The 14,110-nt window shown below is 70.7% G+C and carries 11 protein-coding genes; 10 read left to right on the top strand and 1 reads right to left on the bottom strand.

All coding sequences use genetic code 11. The annotated features are described in order from the left end of the window. The first annotated feature begins 7 nt into the window (after positions 1 to 7). The 9 genes from pafA to ABEE00_RS07990 all read left to right on the top strand — a co-directional run bounded on the left by pafA (position 8) and on the right by ABEE00_RS07990 (position 10,311). Positions 8 to 1,369, top strand: coding sequence for a Pup--protein ligase (pafA, locus tag ABEE00_RS07950; RefSeq protein ID WP_345744578.1), 1,362 nt, complete (start codon positions 8 to 10; stop codon positions 1,367 to 1,369). 251 nt (positions 1,370 to 1,620) lie between these two features. Further along, complete coding sequence (locus ABEE00_RS07955) at positions 1,621 to 2,616, top strand: FKBP-type peptidyl-prolyl cis-trans isomerase (RefSeq protein WP_345744579.1); 996 nt, start codon at positions 1,621 to 1,623, stop codon at positions 2,614 to 2,616. A 111-nt stretch (positions 2,617 to 2,727) separates the two neighbouring features. Next, entirely contained in the window at positions 2,728 to 3,105 is a 378-nt protein-coding gene (locus ABEE00_RS07960) for an FKBP-type peptidyl-prolyl cis-trans isomerase (RefSeq protein WP_345744580.1), read from the top strand. A gap of 286 nt (positions 3,106 to 3,391) precedes the next feature. Continuing rightward, positions 3,392 to 4,381 carry a helix-turn-helix transcriptional regulator gene (locus ABEE00_RS07965; protein ID WP_345744581.1) on the top strand — a complete coding sequence of 330 codons (990 nt, stop codon included), beginning with the start codon at positions 3,392 to 3,394 and terminating at the stop codon, positions 4,379 to 4,381. Between the two features lie 16 nt (positions 4,382 to 4,397). Continuing rightward, positions 4,398 to 5,363: a helix-turn-helix transcriptional regulator gene (locus tag ABEE00_RS07970; protein WP_345744582.1), complete on the top strand. Its 966-nt coding sequence runs from the start codon at positions 4,398 to 4,400 to the stop codon at positions 5,361 to 5,363. A 110-nt stretch (positions 5,364 to 5,473) separates the two neighbouring features. After that, positions 5,474 to 5,689 (top strand): hypothetical protein, encoded by a 216-nt coding sequence (locus ABEE00_RS07975; RefSeq protein WP_345744583.1) that lies wholly within the window; start codon positions 5,474 to 5,476, stop codon positions 5,687 to 5,689. Positions 5,690 to 5,925: 236 nt separating this feature from the next. Further along, complete coding sequence (gene tatA, locus ABEE00_RS07980) at positions 5,926 to 6,228, top strand: Sec-independent protein translocase subunit TatA (RefSeq protein ID WP_345744584.1); 303 nt, start codon at positions 5,926 to 5,928, stop codon at positions 6,226 to 6,228. A 145-nt stretch (positions 6,229 to 6,373) separates the two neighbouring features. After that, positions 6,374 to 7,279 (top strand): twin-arginine translocase subunit TatC, encoded by a 906-nt coding sequence (gene tatC / locus ABEE00_RS07985; RefSeq protein WP_451918531.1) that lies wholly within the window; start codon positions 6,374 to 6,376, stop codon positions 7,277 to 7,279. Between the two features lie 194 nt (positions 7,280 to 7,473). Next, positions 7,474 to 10,311 (top strand): DEAD/DEAH box helicase, encoded by a 2,838-nt coding sequence (locus tag ABEE00_RS07990; RefSeq protein WP_345744586.1) that lies wholly within the window; start codon positions 7,474 to 7,476, stop codon positions 10,309 to 10,311. A gap of 174 nt (positions 10,312 to 10,485) precedes the next feature. On the opposite strand, the gene ABEE00_RS07995 is transcribed toward ABEE00_RS07990, so the two are convergent. Further along, a complete protein-coding gene (locus ABEE00_RS07995) occupies positions 10,486 to 12,537 on the bottom strand; it encodes a phosphocholine-specific phospholipase C (RefSeq protein ID WP_345744587.1) in 2,052 nt (683 codons plus the stop codon). A 291-nt stretch (positions 12,538 to 12,828) separates the two neighbouring features. Between ABEE00_RS07995 and ABEE00_RS08000 the strand changes: the two genes are divergently transcribed. Beyond that, entirely contained in the window at positions 12,829 to 14,085 is a 1,257-nt protein-coding gene (locus ABEE00_RS08000; protein WP_345744588.1) for a phosphatidylinositol-specific phospholipase C1-like protein, read from the top strand. The last annotated feature ends 25 nt before the right edge of the window (positions 14,086 to 14,110 follow it).

The following is a 14,110-nucleotide window of genomic DNA, read 5'->3' on the forward strand; positions in this document are numbered from 1 at the left end:
TTCAGTCATGGACCGCCGAATCTTCGGGCTGGAGAACGAGTACGGCGTCACATGCACGTTTAGGGGACAGCGCCGTCTGTCCCCCGACGAAGTGGCGCGGTACCTCTTCCGCCGTGTCGTGTCATGGGGCCGCAGCAGCAATGTGTTCCTGCGGAACGGCGCACGCCTGTATCTGGACGTGGGCTCGCACCCGGAGTACGCGACTCCCGAGTGCGACAACGTGACCGAGCTGGTCACCCACGACAAGTCGGGCGAGCGCATTCTCGAGGGCCTGCTGGTCGACGCCGAGCGCCGCCTGCACGAGGAGGGGATCGCGGGCGACGTCTATCTCTTCAAGAACAACACCGACTCGGCCGGCAACTCCTACGGCTGCCATGAGAACTACCTGGTGGCCCGGCACGGGGAGTTCTCCCGCCTCGCGGACGTCCTGATCCCGTTCCTGGTGACCAGGCAGCTGGTGTGCGGCGCCGGCAAGGTGCTGCAGACCCCGCGCGGTGCGGTGTACTGCGTGAGTCAGCGTGCCGAGCACATCTGGGAGGGCGTCTCCTCGGCGACGACGCGCTCCCGGCCGATCATCAACACCCGGGACGAGCCGCACGCGGACGCGGAGCGGTACCGCCGCCTGCACGTGATCGTCGGCGACTCGAACATGTCCGAGACCACGATGCTGCTCAAGGTCGGCGCCACCGACCTGGTGCTGCGCATGATCGAGGCGGGCACGGTGATGCGCGACCTGACCCTGGAGAACCCGATCAGGGCGATCCGCGAGGTCAGCCACGACATCACCGGGCAGCGCAAGGTGCGCCTGGCCAGCGGCCGCGAGGCGTCCGCGCTGGAGGTGCAGCAGGAGTACTACGAGAAGGCGCTGGACTTCTGCGACCGCCGCGGCATCCGCAGCGGCCGCGTGGAGCAGGTGCTGGAGCTGTGGGGCCGCACCCTGGAGGCGGTCCGCACCCAGGAGCTGGACAAGGTCAACACCGAGATCGACTGGGTCATGAAGTACCAGCTCATCGACCGGTACCGGGCGAAGAACAACATCACCATGTCGCACCCGCGCATCGCCCAGATAGATCTCGCGTACCACGACATCCACCGGCGCCGCGGCCTGTACTACCTGCTGGAGCGGCAGGGGCAGGCGGAGCGGATCTGCAACGACCTCAAGATCTTCGAGGGCAAGTCGGTGCCGCCGCAGACCACCCGCGCACGGCTGCGCGGCGACTTCATCCGGCGCGCCCAGGAGCAGCGCAGGGACTTCACGGTGGACTGGGTCCACCTGAAGCTGAACGACCAGGCGCAGCGCACCGTGCTGTGCAAGGACCCGTTCCGCTCGGTCGACGAGCGGGTGGAGAAGCTGATCGCCGGGATGTGACCTGGCGGGTCGTGACGGAGTGCGACAGGGGCCCGGGCCCCGTACGGGATGCCGAGCACGGTCCCGTACGGCCCGGGTCCTGTCGTGTGCGGGGCCCGGGCCTGTGCACGTACGGGCGCGTGACGCGGGAACGGGCGCTCGGGTTCCCGGCTGTGCGAGCGGGAGAAGTCACCGTGTCGTGGGTGGCGTGGAGGCCCGGGCGGGGTCGTAGGGTTGGCGGGACCCTGGCCCCTCGATCCCGAGTTGGACTGATGATTGCGAAGAAGTACGCCCGCCGCACCGCTGCGGCGCTGGTCGTTCCCGCCCTGCTGATGACCGCGGCCTGCGGCGGCGACGACCCGGGCAAGAACGAGGTCTCCGGCAAGCCGGGGGACAAGCCGAAGGTCACGCTGGCCAAGGACGCCAAGCCGCCGAAGAAGGTCTCCGTCAAGACTCTCGATGAGGGCAAGGGGAAGGCCGCGGCCAAGGGCGACTTCGTGCGCTTCGACGTGCTCGGCAAGATGACCGGGGACAAGGAGGGCAAGGGCCAGGACCTGATCAGCACCTGGAACGCGAAGAACGGCAAGGCCAAGGACGGCTCGCACACCCAGATGGTGACCAAGCTCGGGGCCCAGCAGCAGATGCTGCCCGCGCCGGTCACCAACGCGCTGATCGGCAAGAAGCCCGGCAGCCGCGTGCAGGTCGAGGGCACCGCGAAGGAGCTCCTGGGCGCGCAGCAGGCCGCGCAGACCGGCATGAAGCCGAACACCGGCATGATCTGGGTGCTGGACGTGGCCGCCGCCTCCAAGGTCGACCCCAAGGCCGAGGCCAAGGGCGACCAGGCCGAGGTCAAGAGCGGTCTGCCGCAGGTCGAGGCCAAGGACAAGAAGGCCGCCAAGATCACCGTTCCGAAGGGCCAGAAGCCGCCCGAGAAGCTGGAGCAGCAGACCCTGATCAAGGGCAAGGGCCCCGAGGTGAAGACCGGTGAGGGCCTGGTCGCGCAGTACACCGGCGTGAAGTGGGAGGACGGCAAGAAGTTCGACTCCTCCTGGGACCACGGCGGCGCGACCGGCTTCCAGATCGGCACCAAGTCCGTGATCCCGGGCTGGGACAAGGCGCTGGCCGGCAAGAAGGTCGGTGACCGCGTGCTGCTCGTCGCCCCGCCGAAGGAGGCGTACGGCGCCACCCAGGCGCAGCCGGGACAGCAGCAGAACCCGCTGGCCAAGAACACCCTGGTGTTCGTCGTGGACATCGTCGGCAAGGTCTGACCCGGACCCGTCGCCGCCCCGCCGGTGCCCGGGAACCCGGGCACCGGCACCGGCCGCCGTCTGGGAGACTGGCGCGGTTTCCGATCAAGATTGATTCCGTAGGAGCTGCACGTGAGAGGCATCGACAAGCCCGAGGTCGACTTCCCCGAGGGCGAGCCGCCGGCCGACCTGGAGATCGTCGACCTGTGGGAGGGCGACGGCGAGGAGGCCAAGGCCGGGGACAACGTCTCGGTTCACTACGTGGGCGTCTCCTTCTCCTCCGGCGAGGAGTTCGACGCCAGCTGGAACCGTGGGCGTCCGCTGCAGTTCCAGCTCGGTTCCGGCCAGGTCATCCCCGGCTGGGACCGGGGCGTGCAGGGCATGAGGGTCGGCGGCCGGCGCCGGCTGACCATCCCGCCGCACCTCGCCTACGGCGAGACCGGCGCGGGCGGCGGCCGCATCAAGCCGAACGAGTCGCTGATCTTCGTCTGCGACCTGGTGTCGGTCTGAGCCGCTCCGATCTGGACCGTTCCGGTCCGGGCCGCGCCCCCTGGCGCGCGCCGCGCAGAGCCTGAGAGGGCCCCGCCTGTGAGGCGGGGCCCTCCGCTTTTGCCGGAGCCGCGCCGGGCGGTACGGTCAACAGCCGGTGCGGCATCGGGGACGTGTGCTGGGCCGACGGGGCGCGGAGCCGGAGGCGTACGGGGCGGCCTGCCCCGGGCACCGCGGCGTTCACGCGGGGTGGTGCACAGCGTCCGCGCAGGGCAGCAGAGCGGGATGACAGAGGGCAGAGGTTCCCATGGCGATCGCCAAGGCCGAGCGGCTGATGAATCTGGCACTGTGCCTGCTGGGTGCCCAGCGTCCGCTGACCAAGCGCGAGCTGCACGACTCGATCGAGGCGTACCTGGAGGCCGGGAGCGAGGAGTCCTACTCCCGGATGTTCGAGCGCGACAAGGACGATCTGCGCGAGCTCGGCCTGGTCATCGACACCGTGGAGAACCTCGAGGGCGAGGTGGGCTACATGGCCCGCCGTGACAGCAACCGCCTCCCCCCGGTCCAGCTCGACGCCGAGGAGGCGACCGCCCTCAACCTCGCGGCGCGGGTCTGGCAGCAGGCGCGGCTCGCAGGGGCCGCCAGCGGGGCCCTGCAGAAGCTGCGCGCCGCCGGCGGTCTGCCCCAGCAGGCCGACGCGTCGGGCGCGGAATCCGGTGCAGGCGCGCAGCCGCACAGCACGCTGGAGCCCCATATCCCCGCCCGCGAGGCCGCGTTCGAGCCGCTCATGCTCGCCTGCCGCGACCGGCGCCCGGTGCAGTTCGACTACAGGAAGTCCAACGCCGCGCGCGCCGAGCGCCGCCAGGTCGAGCCGTGGACGCTGGAGTGCTGGCGCGGCCACTGGTATCTCGCCGGGTACGACAGGGAGCGGCAGGCGGAGCGCGTGTTCCGGCTGTCCCGCATCACGGGCAAGGTGAGCTCCAAGTCCGGGGCCTTCACCGCGCCGGTGCCCGACGTGGTGACCGTGCGCGACACGGTGGAGCGCTGGGCGGGGGAGAGCGCGTCCAGCAGCGCCCGCATCCGGCTGCGCGCGGGGTCCGGCTATCCGCTGCGGTCCCGCGCCACCGAGGCGCGGGAGCTGGGCGGCGAGTGGTCGGGCTGGGAGGAGCTGGAGATCCCGTACGGGCACGGACTGGACGCCTGGCTGGTGGAGTTCGGGCCCGACGTCGTGGTGCTGGAGCCCGCCGAGCTGCGGGCCGACGTGGTGGACCGGCTGCGCGCCGTCGCCAAGGGCTGAGGGGGAGAGGACCGCCGTGGCTGCGAACGCCATCGACCAGACCCGCAGGATGCTGTCGCTGGTCACCTATCTGCGGGACCGCCCGGGCGCCCGGGTCGACGAGGTGGCCCGCGCCTTCGGGATCACAGGCGACGAGCTGATCTCCGACCTCAACGTGCTGCCCATGTGCGGCACCAGCTTCCGCGGCGGCGATCTGCTGGAGATCGACACCGACGGCGAGCGGATCTGGTGGCGCAACGCCGACACGCTCGGCGCCGACACCGCGCAGCCCCTGCGCCTGGCCGCCGACGAGGCCACGGCGCTGCTGGTCGCTGCGCGCGCGGTGGCCACGCTGCCGGGGCTGCGGGAGTCCGACCGCGACGCGCTGCGCCGCGCCACGGCGAAGCTGGAGGAGGCGGCGGGGGAGAACGCCGGCGCGAGCTCCCGGCTCTCGGTCACCTTCGAGTCGGAGGGCGGCGTCTTCGCCGACGTGGACCGCGCCATCGCCGAGCGCCGCAGGATCTGGCTGCGCTACTACTCGCCCGCGCGCGACGAGCTGACCGAGCGCGAGGTGGACCCGATCCGGCTGTTCGCGGTGGGGCACACGTACGTCGAGGCCTGGTGCAGGCTCTCCGAGGCGCGGCGCACCTTCCGGCTCGACCGGGTCGCGGAGATCAAACTGCTGGACGAGGCCGCCGACCCGCCGCCCGTGGAGCTGCGGGACCTGAGCGAGGGGCTGGTGCAGCCCGCGGAGACCGATCCCGAGGTGGTCGTCGAGGTGGGGCCCGGAGGGCGCTGGGTCGCCGAGTACTACCCGCACGACAGCGCCGAGGAGCTGCCCGACGGCGGCCTGCGGATCACCCTGCGCGCCCCCGACCCGGCCTCGCTGCGGCGCCTCGCGCTGCGGCTCGGGCAGGACGGACGGATCACCGCGCCCCGCGAACTGGCCGACAGCGCGCGGGAGGCGGCGCGCCGGGCGCTGGCCGCCTACGGCGAGGTCTGAGCCGGCCGGCTCTTGTACGGGGCCTCGTACGGGACCTCGTACGAGCAGGTCGCGGGCGGTGGTGGGGCGCGGTTCGGGAGCCGGCGGGGGTGGCTACTAGGCTCCTCCCCATGCTCTGGCCCATGGTCTTTCTCACCCTCGCCTTCTGCGGCATCGCCGTGCTCGGGGTGCTCGCGGTACGCGTCGGCGTGGAGGTGCGCCGCTTCTCCCATGCGGTGGGCGACAGTTCGGAACGCATCACGCTCGCCGCGCAGAATCTGGAGCGCGCCGCGGCGCCGCTCGCCTCGCGCGCCGGACGCGGTCCGGGCGGCGGGGAACAGGGCTGAGAGGAACGGTCGCGGCGCGGTCCGTACGGCGCCCTCCTGCGCAGGAAGGCTCGGCGGTAGGCTTTCCGGAGCGCCGTCGGCGAGGGGCCGGCGGCGGGCCGGCCCGCAACCGCGAGTACGCACGGGGATTGCCCCGCGTTCACCGCACAGGGTTACGATCCACGGGTAGCGCGAAGTTCTGAACCGGCTCAGGTCCTGCGTCACAGCCCCAGCCGTCTCCGTGAGAAGGTAGCGAAATGTTCGGTGGAAAGATCGGTGCTCCCGAGCTCATCCTCATCCTTGTTGTCGTCATTCTGCTGTTCGGCGCGAAGAAGCTGCCGGACATGGCCCGTTCGCTGGGCCGCTCCGCGCGCATTCTGAAGAGCGAGGCGAAGCAGATGAAGAAGGACGGCGGCGACGAGGGCACGGCGGAATCCACGCAGTCCGCTGAGCCGCAGGACCAGGCGCAGTCCGCCCCGCGCACCATCAAGGCCGCCCCCGGCGACACCGCGAGCGCCCGCCCGGTGAACGAGCCCGGCGGACACACCGCGCAGAACTGAGACCGCGGCCGTTCCGGAGCCGGGGGTTCCAGGACGGCGGGCCGCAGCCGAAAACCGACCGCCCAGGCAATTCTCGCCGCCGACGAGACAAGGACGTGGGGTGCGCAAGCCCAGCCGTAAGACGGTGAAGGATCCCGAGGGGCGGATGCCCCTGGTCGAGCATCTGCGGGAGCTGCGCAACCGTCTCGCGAAAGCACTCCTGGCGATCGCGGTCGTCACCATCGTCGCCGCCTTTTTCTACAGCGACATCATCGAGCTCTTCACCAAGCCGGTCTTCGAATCGGTCGGCTGCAAGCACTCCTTCACCGATCTCGCGCAGGCGAAAGAGGGCACGACCTGCGCGCAGATCACCATCAACGGCCTGCTGACGCCGTTCACGCTCGCGCTGAAGGTGTCGTTGATGGCCGGTGTCGCGCTCGCCTCGCCGGTGTGGCTGTACCAGCTCTGGGGCTTCGTCGCGCCGGGCCTGCACAAGCACGAGAAGAAGTACGGGCTGAGCTTCGTCGCCGCCGGTTTCCCGCTCTTCCTCGCCGGCGCCTACTTCGCGTACAGCGTCCTGCCCACCACCGCCAAGGTGCTGCTGGACTTCACCCCGTCCGACGTCAACAACCTGCTGCCGCTGGACGACCTGCTCGACCTGATCACGCGCATGGTCGTGGTCTTCGGGCTCTCCTTCGAAATGCCGCTGCTGCTGGTCCTGTTGAACTTCGGCGGGATCCTCAGCGGCCGCAGGATGGCCGGCTGGTGGCGCGGCATGATCATGGGCATCACGGTGTTCGCCGCGATCGCCACGCCCAGCACCGACCCGCTGACGATGATCTCGCTGGCCGCGCCGATCTGGCTGCTGTACGCCGCGGCCGTGGCCATCGCCCTGCTGCACGACCGCAGGAAGGGCCGCCGCGAGGCGCTCGGCCCGGCCGACGACGAGGCCAGCGAAATCGAGCACGCCGACGCCGAGTTGGAGCCCGCCGGGCAGCTCGGCGACGAGGACGGGGCCCAGGTCGTGCGGCAGCGCGGCTCCCAGCGCACCGACATGGACGACGCCACCTGACCTCCCCGCACCACGCTCACCCGACGCCCACGCTCACCTGACACGCGCGTTACACCACGTGGCGGGCCGGTTCCGGAAAGGGACCGGCCCGCCACGTGTGCGGGCGGGGCGGAGTGTCTACGCCCGTTGCCGCACCCCGGGCCCGCCGAAGATCGTGAGCTCTGTCAGGGGCGGCCGGTAGGCTCGTAGACACGATGACCGAGGACCTGTCCCCAGCGGAGCGTTATGCGGCGGCGCGGCACCGCGCGGCCGAGAACGCCACCGCTCTCGCCCCCTTCCGTGACCTGTACGACTTCGATCTCGACGCATTCCAGGTCGAGGCGTGCCAAGCCCTGGAGGCCGACAAGGGCGTGCTGGTGGCCGCGCCCACCGGCTCCGGGAAGACGATCGTGGGCGAGTTCGCCGTCCACCTGGCCCTCACGCGGGGCCGCAAGTGCTTCTACACCACGCCCATCAAGGCCCTGTCCAACCAGAAGTTCAACGACCTGGTGAAACGGCACGGCGCCGACAAGGTGGGCCTGCTCACCGGCGACAACACGGTGAATTCCGAGGCCCCGGTCGTCGTGATGACCACCGAGGTCCTGCGGAACATGCTCTATGCCGGTTCGCAGACCCTCAACGGCCTCGGCTATGTCGTGATGGACGAGGTGCACTATCTCTCCGACCGCTTCCGCGGCGCCGTCTGGGAGGAGGTGATCATCCACCTCCCCGATTCGGTCAACCTCGTCTCGCTGTCCGCGACGGTCTCCAACGCCGAGGAGTTCGGCGACTGGCTGGACACCGTGCGCGGGGACACCGAGGTGATCGTCTCCGAGCACCGCCCGGTGCCGCTGTGGCAGCACGTGCTGGCCGGGCGGCGGATGTACGACCTCTTCGAGGAGAAGTCCGGCGCGCAGTCCGGCAGCCAGGCGGGCAAGCGCGAGGTCAACCCCGACCTGATGCGCATGGCCCGGATGGAGAACAGCCGGGTGGGCGGCGGCCCCCGCGACCGCCGCAGGGGCCGTCCCAAGCGGGAGGCCGACCGGGAGCGCGAGCGCAGGCAGCGGTCCCGCATCTGGACGCCCGGACGGCCCGAGGTCATCGACAGGCTGGACTCCGAGGGCCTGCTGCCCGCCATCACCTTCATCTTCAGCCGGGCCGGCTGCGAGGCGGCCGTGCAGCAGTGCCTCTATTCGGGGCTCCGGCTCAACGACAACGCGGGCCGCGCCAAGGTCCGCGAGATCGTCGAGGAGCGCACCAAGGACATCCCCGACGAGGACCTGCACGTCCTCGGCTATTTCGAGTGGCTGGAGGGCCTGGAGCGGGGCATCGCCGCGCACCACGCGGGCATGCTGCCGACCTTCAAGGAGGTCGTGGAGGAGCTGTTCGTCCGCGGTCTGGTCAAGGCCGTGTTCGCCACCGAGACCCTGGCGCTCGGCATCAACATGCCCGCGCGCTCCGTGGTGCTGGAGAAGCTCGTCAAGTGGAACGGCGAGCAGCACGCCGACATCACGCCGGGCGAGTTCACGCAGCTCACCGGGCGCGCCGGGCGGCGCGGCATCGACATCGAGGGCCACGCGGTGGTGCTGTGGCAGCGCGGCATGGATCCGGCGGCGCTCGCGGGCCTCGCCGGCACGCGTACGTATCCTCTGCGCTCCTCCTTCAAGCCCTCGTACAACATGGCGGTCAATCTCGTCGGCCAGTTCGGGCGGCACAGGTCCAGGGAGCTGCTGGAGACGTCCTTCGCGCAGTTCCAGGCGGACCGCTCGGTGGTCGGCATCTCCCGCCAGGTGCAGAAGAACGAGGAGGGGCTTGAGGGCTATCGGGCCTCCATGACCTGCCACCTGGGCGACTTCGAGGAGTACGCGCGGCTGCGCAGGGAGCTCAAGGACCGGGAGACCGAGCTCGCCAAGCAGGGCGCGGCGCAGCGCCGTGCGCAGGCGATCGACTCGATGGAGAAGCTGAAGCCGGGCGATGTGATCCACGTGCCCACCGGCAAGTTCGCCGGCCTGGCCCTGGTGATCGACCCGGGTACGGCGCCGGGCCGCAGCCCGGGCAGCAGGCGCGGCTGGGAGCAGCACCAGGAGGGTCCGCGGCCGCTGGTGCTCACGGCGGACCGCCAGGTCAAGCGGTTGAACGCGGTCGACTTCCCGGTGCCGGTCGAGCCGCTGGAGAAGATGCGGATTCCCAAGTCCTTCAACCCGCGCAGCCCGCAGTCCCGCCGCGATCTGGCGTCCGCGCTGCGTACGAAGGCCGGGCACCACACGCCGACGCGGCACCGCAAGAAGCGCGCGGAGGCCGCCGACGACACCGAAGTGGCGCGGCTGCGCGCCGAGTTGCGTGCGCACCCCTGCCACGGGTGCGACCAGCGGGAGGACCACGCGCGCTGGGCCGAGCGCTATCACCGGCTCAAGCGGGACACCCGGCAGCTCGAGCGCAAGATCGAGGGCCGCACCAACACCATCGCGCGGACCTTCGACCGGGTCTGCGGGGTGCTCACCGACCTGGACTATCTGCACGGCGACGTGATCACCGAGGACGGGCGGCGGCTGGCCCGGCTCTACGGCGAGCTGGACCTGCTGGCCTCCGAGTGCCTGCGCGAGGGCGTGTGGGAGGGCCTGCCGCCCGCCGAACTCGCGGCCTGCGCCTCGGCGTTGGTGTACGAGTCGCGGCGGGACGACGACGCGCTGCCGCCGAAGCTGCCGGGGGGCCGGGCGCACACGGCGCTGGACGAGATGGTGCGCATCTGGGGGCGCCTGGACGACCTGGAGGAGCAGCACCGCATCCACCAGAGCGAGGGCGTGGGGCAGCGCGAGCCCGACCTCGGCTTCGCCTGGGCCGCGTACCGGTGGGCCGAGGGGCACGGTCTCGACTCGGTGCTGCGGGAGGCGGACATGCCGGCGGGGGACTTCGTGCGGTGGTGCAAGCAGTGTGTGGATGTGTTGGGGCAGATTGCTGCTGCGGCGCCGCCTGAGGGGACCGTTGGGAAGAATGCGCGGAGGGCTACGGAGGCTATGCGGCGGGGGGTTGTCGCGTACAGCAGTGTGGGGTGAGGGCTTCGCTCACGCGTGAGGGGCCCGGTCCGTGTGTGCGGGCCGGGCCCCGTTCGCGTGTGGGGGCGTGGGGCTGCGGGCTTGCGTTCCGGTGTGCCCACCCGTTCCGCCCCTGCGGAACGACTGTCCACACCTCAGTGGGGGCGGTGGCGGGCGGAGCCCGTAAGCCTGCTGCTAGCCCAAGGCCGGGTCGCTTACTCCCGGGGCGCCTGTTTCTACGTGGCCTGCCAGGCGGCGTAGGTAGCTCTTGTCGTGGTCTGACGTCAGCTTTACGTCGTACCAGCGCTTCGTCTTGGTCAGGTCCACGGTGTGCTTGACCGTCGCGCCCCGGCGGACCGTCAAGGTCTTGGAGCCGCCCCCGTACGCGTTGGTCAGAGTCACGCTGCAGTCGGAGGCGCCCTTGTTGGTCAAGGTCAGGTCCAGGTTTCCCGTGGACGCGTTGTGGCGGGCCCGCACCTCGGGGCCGGGGGTCTTGCCGGGGCCGTGGTAGGTGCGGAGGAAGCCGTTCGGGCCGTGGACCGAGAGGTCGTAGCTGCCCTGCGAATAGGCCGTGTTCCAGGTGTCGGAGATGCGCTTTCCGGCCTCGGCCGTGTAGGTCCAGGGGCCGTCGGAGCGGTTGCCCGCCGCCACGGTGAACTGCGCGCCGGCGTCGGGGCCGCCGCCGAAGGAGAGCGTGAAGGTGCCCTTGCCGGGGTCGCCCGTGCCGTCCACGGCGGGCGCGTACGGGAGCGGCCTGGTCGGGCGGGTGCCGGACTCCTGGCGCGGCATCGACGGGTCGGCCGGCGGCTTCGGCACGTAGTCGGGGTGCCGTTTGCGGTCCGGCGGCTCGTACGCGTCGGTCGAGGGCAGCTCCGCGGGCTCGGCGTCGCTGCGGCCGAAGTCGAAGGCCGAGGTCAGGTCGCCGCAGATGGCCCGGCGCCAGGGCGAGACGTTCTCCTCGCGCACCCCGAAGCGCCGCTCCATGAACCGCAGGATGGAGGTGTGGTCGAAGACCTCGGAGCAGACGTACCCGCCCTTGCTCCAGGGCGAGACCACCAGCATCGGCACGCGCATGCCGAGCCCGTAGGGGCCCGCCTCGTAGCCGTTCCCGCCCGCGTACAGATCGGGCTTCACGTCCACGGTGGACAGGCCCTGGTTGGCGTCGGTCGGAGGGAAGGGCGGCACGATGTGGTCGAAGAAGCCGTCGTTCTCGTCGTAAGTGATCAGAAGTGCGGTGCGGCCCCACACCTCGGGATCGGAGGTGAGCGCGTCCAGGACGCGGGAGATGTACCAGGCGCCGTAGTTCGCGGGCCAGTTGGGGTGCTCGGTGTACGCCTCGGGGCACACGACCCAGGAGATCTGCGGCAGCTTCCCGGCCTGCACATCGCCCTTGAGCCCGTCGAAGAGGCCGTCCCCGCCCTTGACGTTCGTGCCGGTGCGGGCCTTGTCGTAGAGCGGGTCCCCGGCCTTCGCGTTGCGGTAGTTGTTGAAGTAGAGCAGGGAGTTGTCGCCGTAGGTGCCGCGGTACGCGTCGTCGATCCAGCCCCACTTGCCCGCCGCGTCCAGGCCGTCGCCGATGTCCTGGTAGATCTTCCAGGAGACCCCGGCCTTCTCCAAGCGCTCGGGGTAGGTGGTCCAGCCGTAGCCCTTCTCCGCGTTGCCGAGCTCGGGTCCGCCGCCGGTGCCGTCGTTGCCGGTGTAGCCGGTCCACATGTAGTAGCGGTTCGGGTCGGTCGAGCCCAGGAACGAGCAGTGGTACGCGTCGCACACGGTGAAGGTGTCGGCCAGCGCGTAGTGGAACGGGATGTCCTCGCGGGTCAGATAGGCCATCGTGGTCGCCGACTTGGCGGGAATCCACTGGTCGTAGCGGCCCTGGTTGAACGCCTTGTGGGTGCCGGCCCAGTCGTGGTTCAGGTCCTGGATGAACTGGAGCCCGAGGTTGTCGGCGTCCGGGCGGAAGGGCAGTATCTCGCGCGTGCCGTCCGACTGGTGCCATACGGATCTGCCGCTGGGCAGGGTGGCGGGGCGCGGGTCGCCGAAGCCGCGTACGCCGCGCAGCGAGCCGAAGTAGTGGTCGAAGGACCGGTTCTCCTGCATCAGCACGACGATGTGCTCCACGTCCTCGATGCTGCCCGAGCTGCCGAGCGCGGGGAGCGAGGCGGCGCGCGCGATGCTCCACGAGAGCGTGCCGAACGCGGCCGCGCCGCCGGTCAGTTGCAGGAACCGCCTTCTGCTGACGTCTGCCATGGGGGGTGGCCTCTCCGTACGTAGAAAGGTGGACGCGGAAGGTGTGGTGCGCAGGATACGAGCGCGAGGAGTGTTCCAAGGAGAACGGGGCGGGCGGAAGGGCCGATGGCGCCACTGTGACGATGCGGGGGAGGCGGGGCGAACGCGGCGCGGTGGGGGTCGGGCGTGCGGTCGCGGGCGCGTCGGCGCGGAAGGGTTCGTTCAACTTCTCCCGGACTGGGTGCTGTTGACCTTTGCCCATGGGTATCGACAGTTTGTTCCCCCGTAGTCGTCCCCTCTCAGGAGGCACACGTGCGCCTGCACACCCCCACAGACAGCGCGGGCACCGCCCGCACCGGTCCGCGTGACAGATCACGCCTGCGCCGCTGGGCGGCGGCGGTGACGGCGCTCGCCGGAGTGCTCACCGCCGCCGCGGTCCCCACGGCGACGCAGGCGGCCCACGCGGCGCAGGAGCGTCCGCACCCCGACCACGTGGAGCGGGCGGCCGACCCGGCGCGGTCACTGCGCATGAACCAGCTCCAGGCCATGGCCACGCACAACAGCTACCACCGCGAGGCGTCGCTGGAGGAGCAGCGGCTGATGGGCCTCTACGACCCCGGCTACCGGAATCTGCTCTACAGCCACTCCTCGCTGCCGCACCAGTTCGAGCGGCAGCGGGTGCGCGGCATCGAGCTGGACGTCTTCCCCGATCCCCGGGGCGGCCTGTACGCGGACCCGCTGATCCGCAAGAAGGCGGGGCTGCCGCCGCTCACGGACCCGGAGGTGAAGAAGCCGGGCTTCAAGGTGCTGCACTGGGCGGACTTCGACTACAACACGACCTGTACGACGCTGCGGGGCTGTCTCGGGCAGGTGAAGAAGTGGTCCGACTCCCGGCCCGGGCACGCTCCCGTGCCGGTGCTGCTGGAGCTCAAGCAGACCGATCCGCGTCTTGAGCAGGCGGGCGGGGCCAAGTCGCCGCCGTGGGACACGAAGATGCTGGACGCGCTGGACGCGGAGATCCGGTCGGTGTTCCCCGAGGAGGGGATGGTCACGCCGGACGACGTACGGCGGCCGGGGAGGACGCTGGAGCAGTCGGTGCTGCGGTACGGGTGGCCGCGGGTGTCGGCGGCGCGCGGCAAGACCATGTTCCTGATGGACAACAACGACCAGAAACTGCAGGACGCGTATCGCGCGGGTGGGCGGGAGAGTCTGCAGGGGCGCGTGTTGTTCACGAACTCGCGGCCTGGGCGGGATGATGCGGCGTTCGTGGAGTCGAATGATCCGACGGGGGCGAACCGGGCGGCGATCCAGGACCTCGTGAGGCGGGGGTACTTCGTGCGGACGCGGGCCGATGTGCCGCTCGATCAGGCCGCGTCGGGGGATACGTCGATGTTGCGTGATGCGCTTGCTGCGGGGGCGCAGATGGTGAGCACCGATTTTCCCTCGCCGGGGATGGCGGCTCGGTATGGGTCGGATTACGTGGGGGAGCTGCCGCGGGGGAGTGGGGTTGTGCGGTGTAACCCTGTGAACGCTGCGCGGGGTTGCCCGGTGGGGCAATTGGAGCGGTGAGCGGTCGCGGGGGCGCGAGCGTTGG

Origin of the sequence: Streptomyces odontomachicola (assembly GCF_039605595.1) — a bacterium.
In the GTDB taxonomy this organism is placed as follows: Bacteria; Actinomycetota; Actinomycetes; order Streptomycetales; family Streptomycetaceae; genus Streptomyces.

Coding starts and splice junctions, on each gene's coding strand:
- ABEE00_RS07965 (WP_345744581.1), top strand. CDS start 3,392: ATGGCGATCGCCAAGGCCGAGCGGCTGATGAATCTGGCACTGTGCCTG.
- tatC (WP_451918531.1), top strand. CDS start 6,374: ATGCCCCTGGTCGAGCATCTGCGGGAGCTGCGCAACCGTCTCGCGAAA.
- pafA (WP_345744578.1), top strand. CDS start 8: ATGGACCGCCGAATCTTCGGGCTGGAGAACGAGTACGGCGTCACATGC.
- ABEE00_RS07975 (WP_345744583.1), top strand. CDS start 5,474: ATGCTCTGGCCCATGGTCTTTCTCACCCTCGCCTTCTGCGGCATCGCC.
- tatA (WP_345744584.1), top strand. CDS start 5,926: ATGTTCGGTGGAAAGATCGGTGCTCCCGAGCTCATCCTCATCCTTGTT.
- ABEE00_RS07990 (WP_345744586.1), top strand. CDS start 7,474: ATGACCGAGGACCTGTCCCCAGCGGAGCGTTATGCGGCGGCGCGGCAC.
- ABEE00_RS07955 (WP_345744579.1), top strand. CDS start 1,621: ATGATTGCGAAGAAGTACGCCCGCCGCACCGCTGCGGCGCTGGTCGTT.
- ABEE00_RS07995 (WP_345744587.1), bottom strand. CDS start 12,537: ATGGCAGACGTCAGCAGAAGGCGGTTCCTGCAACTGACCGGCGGCGCG.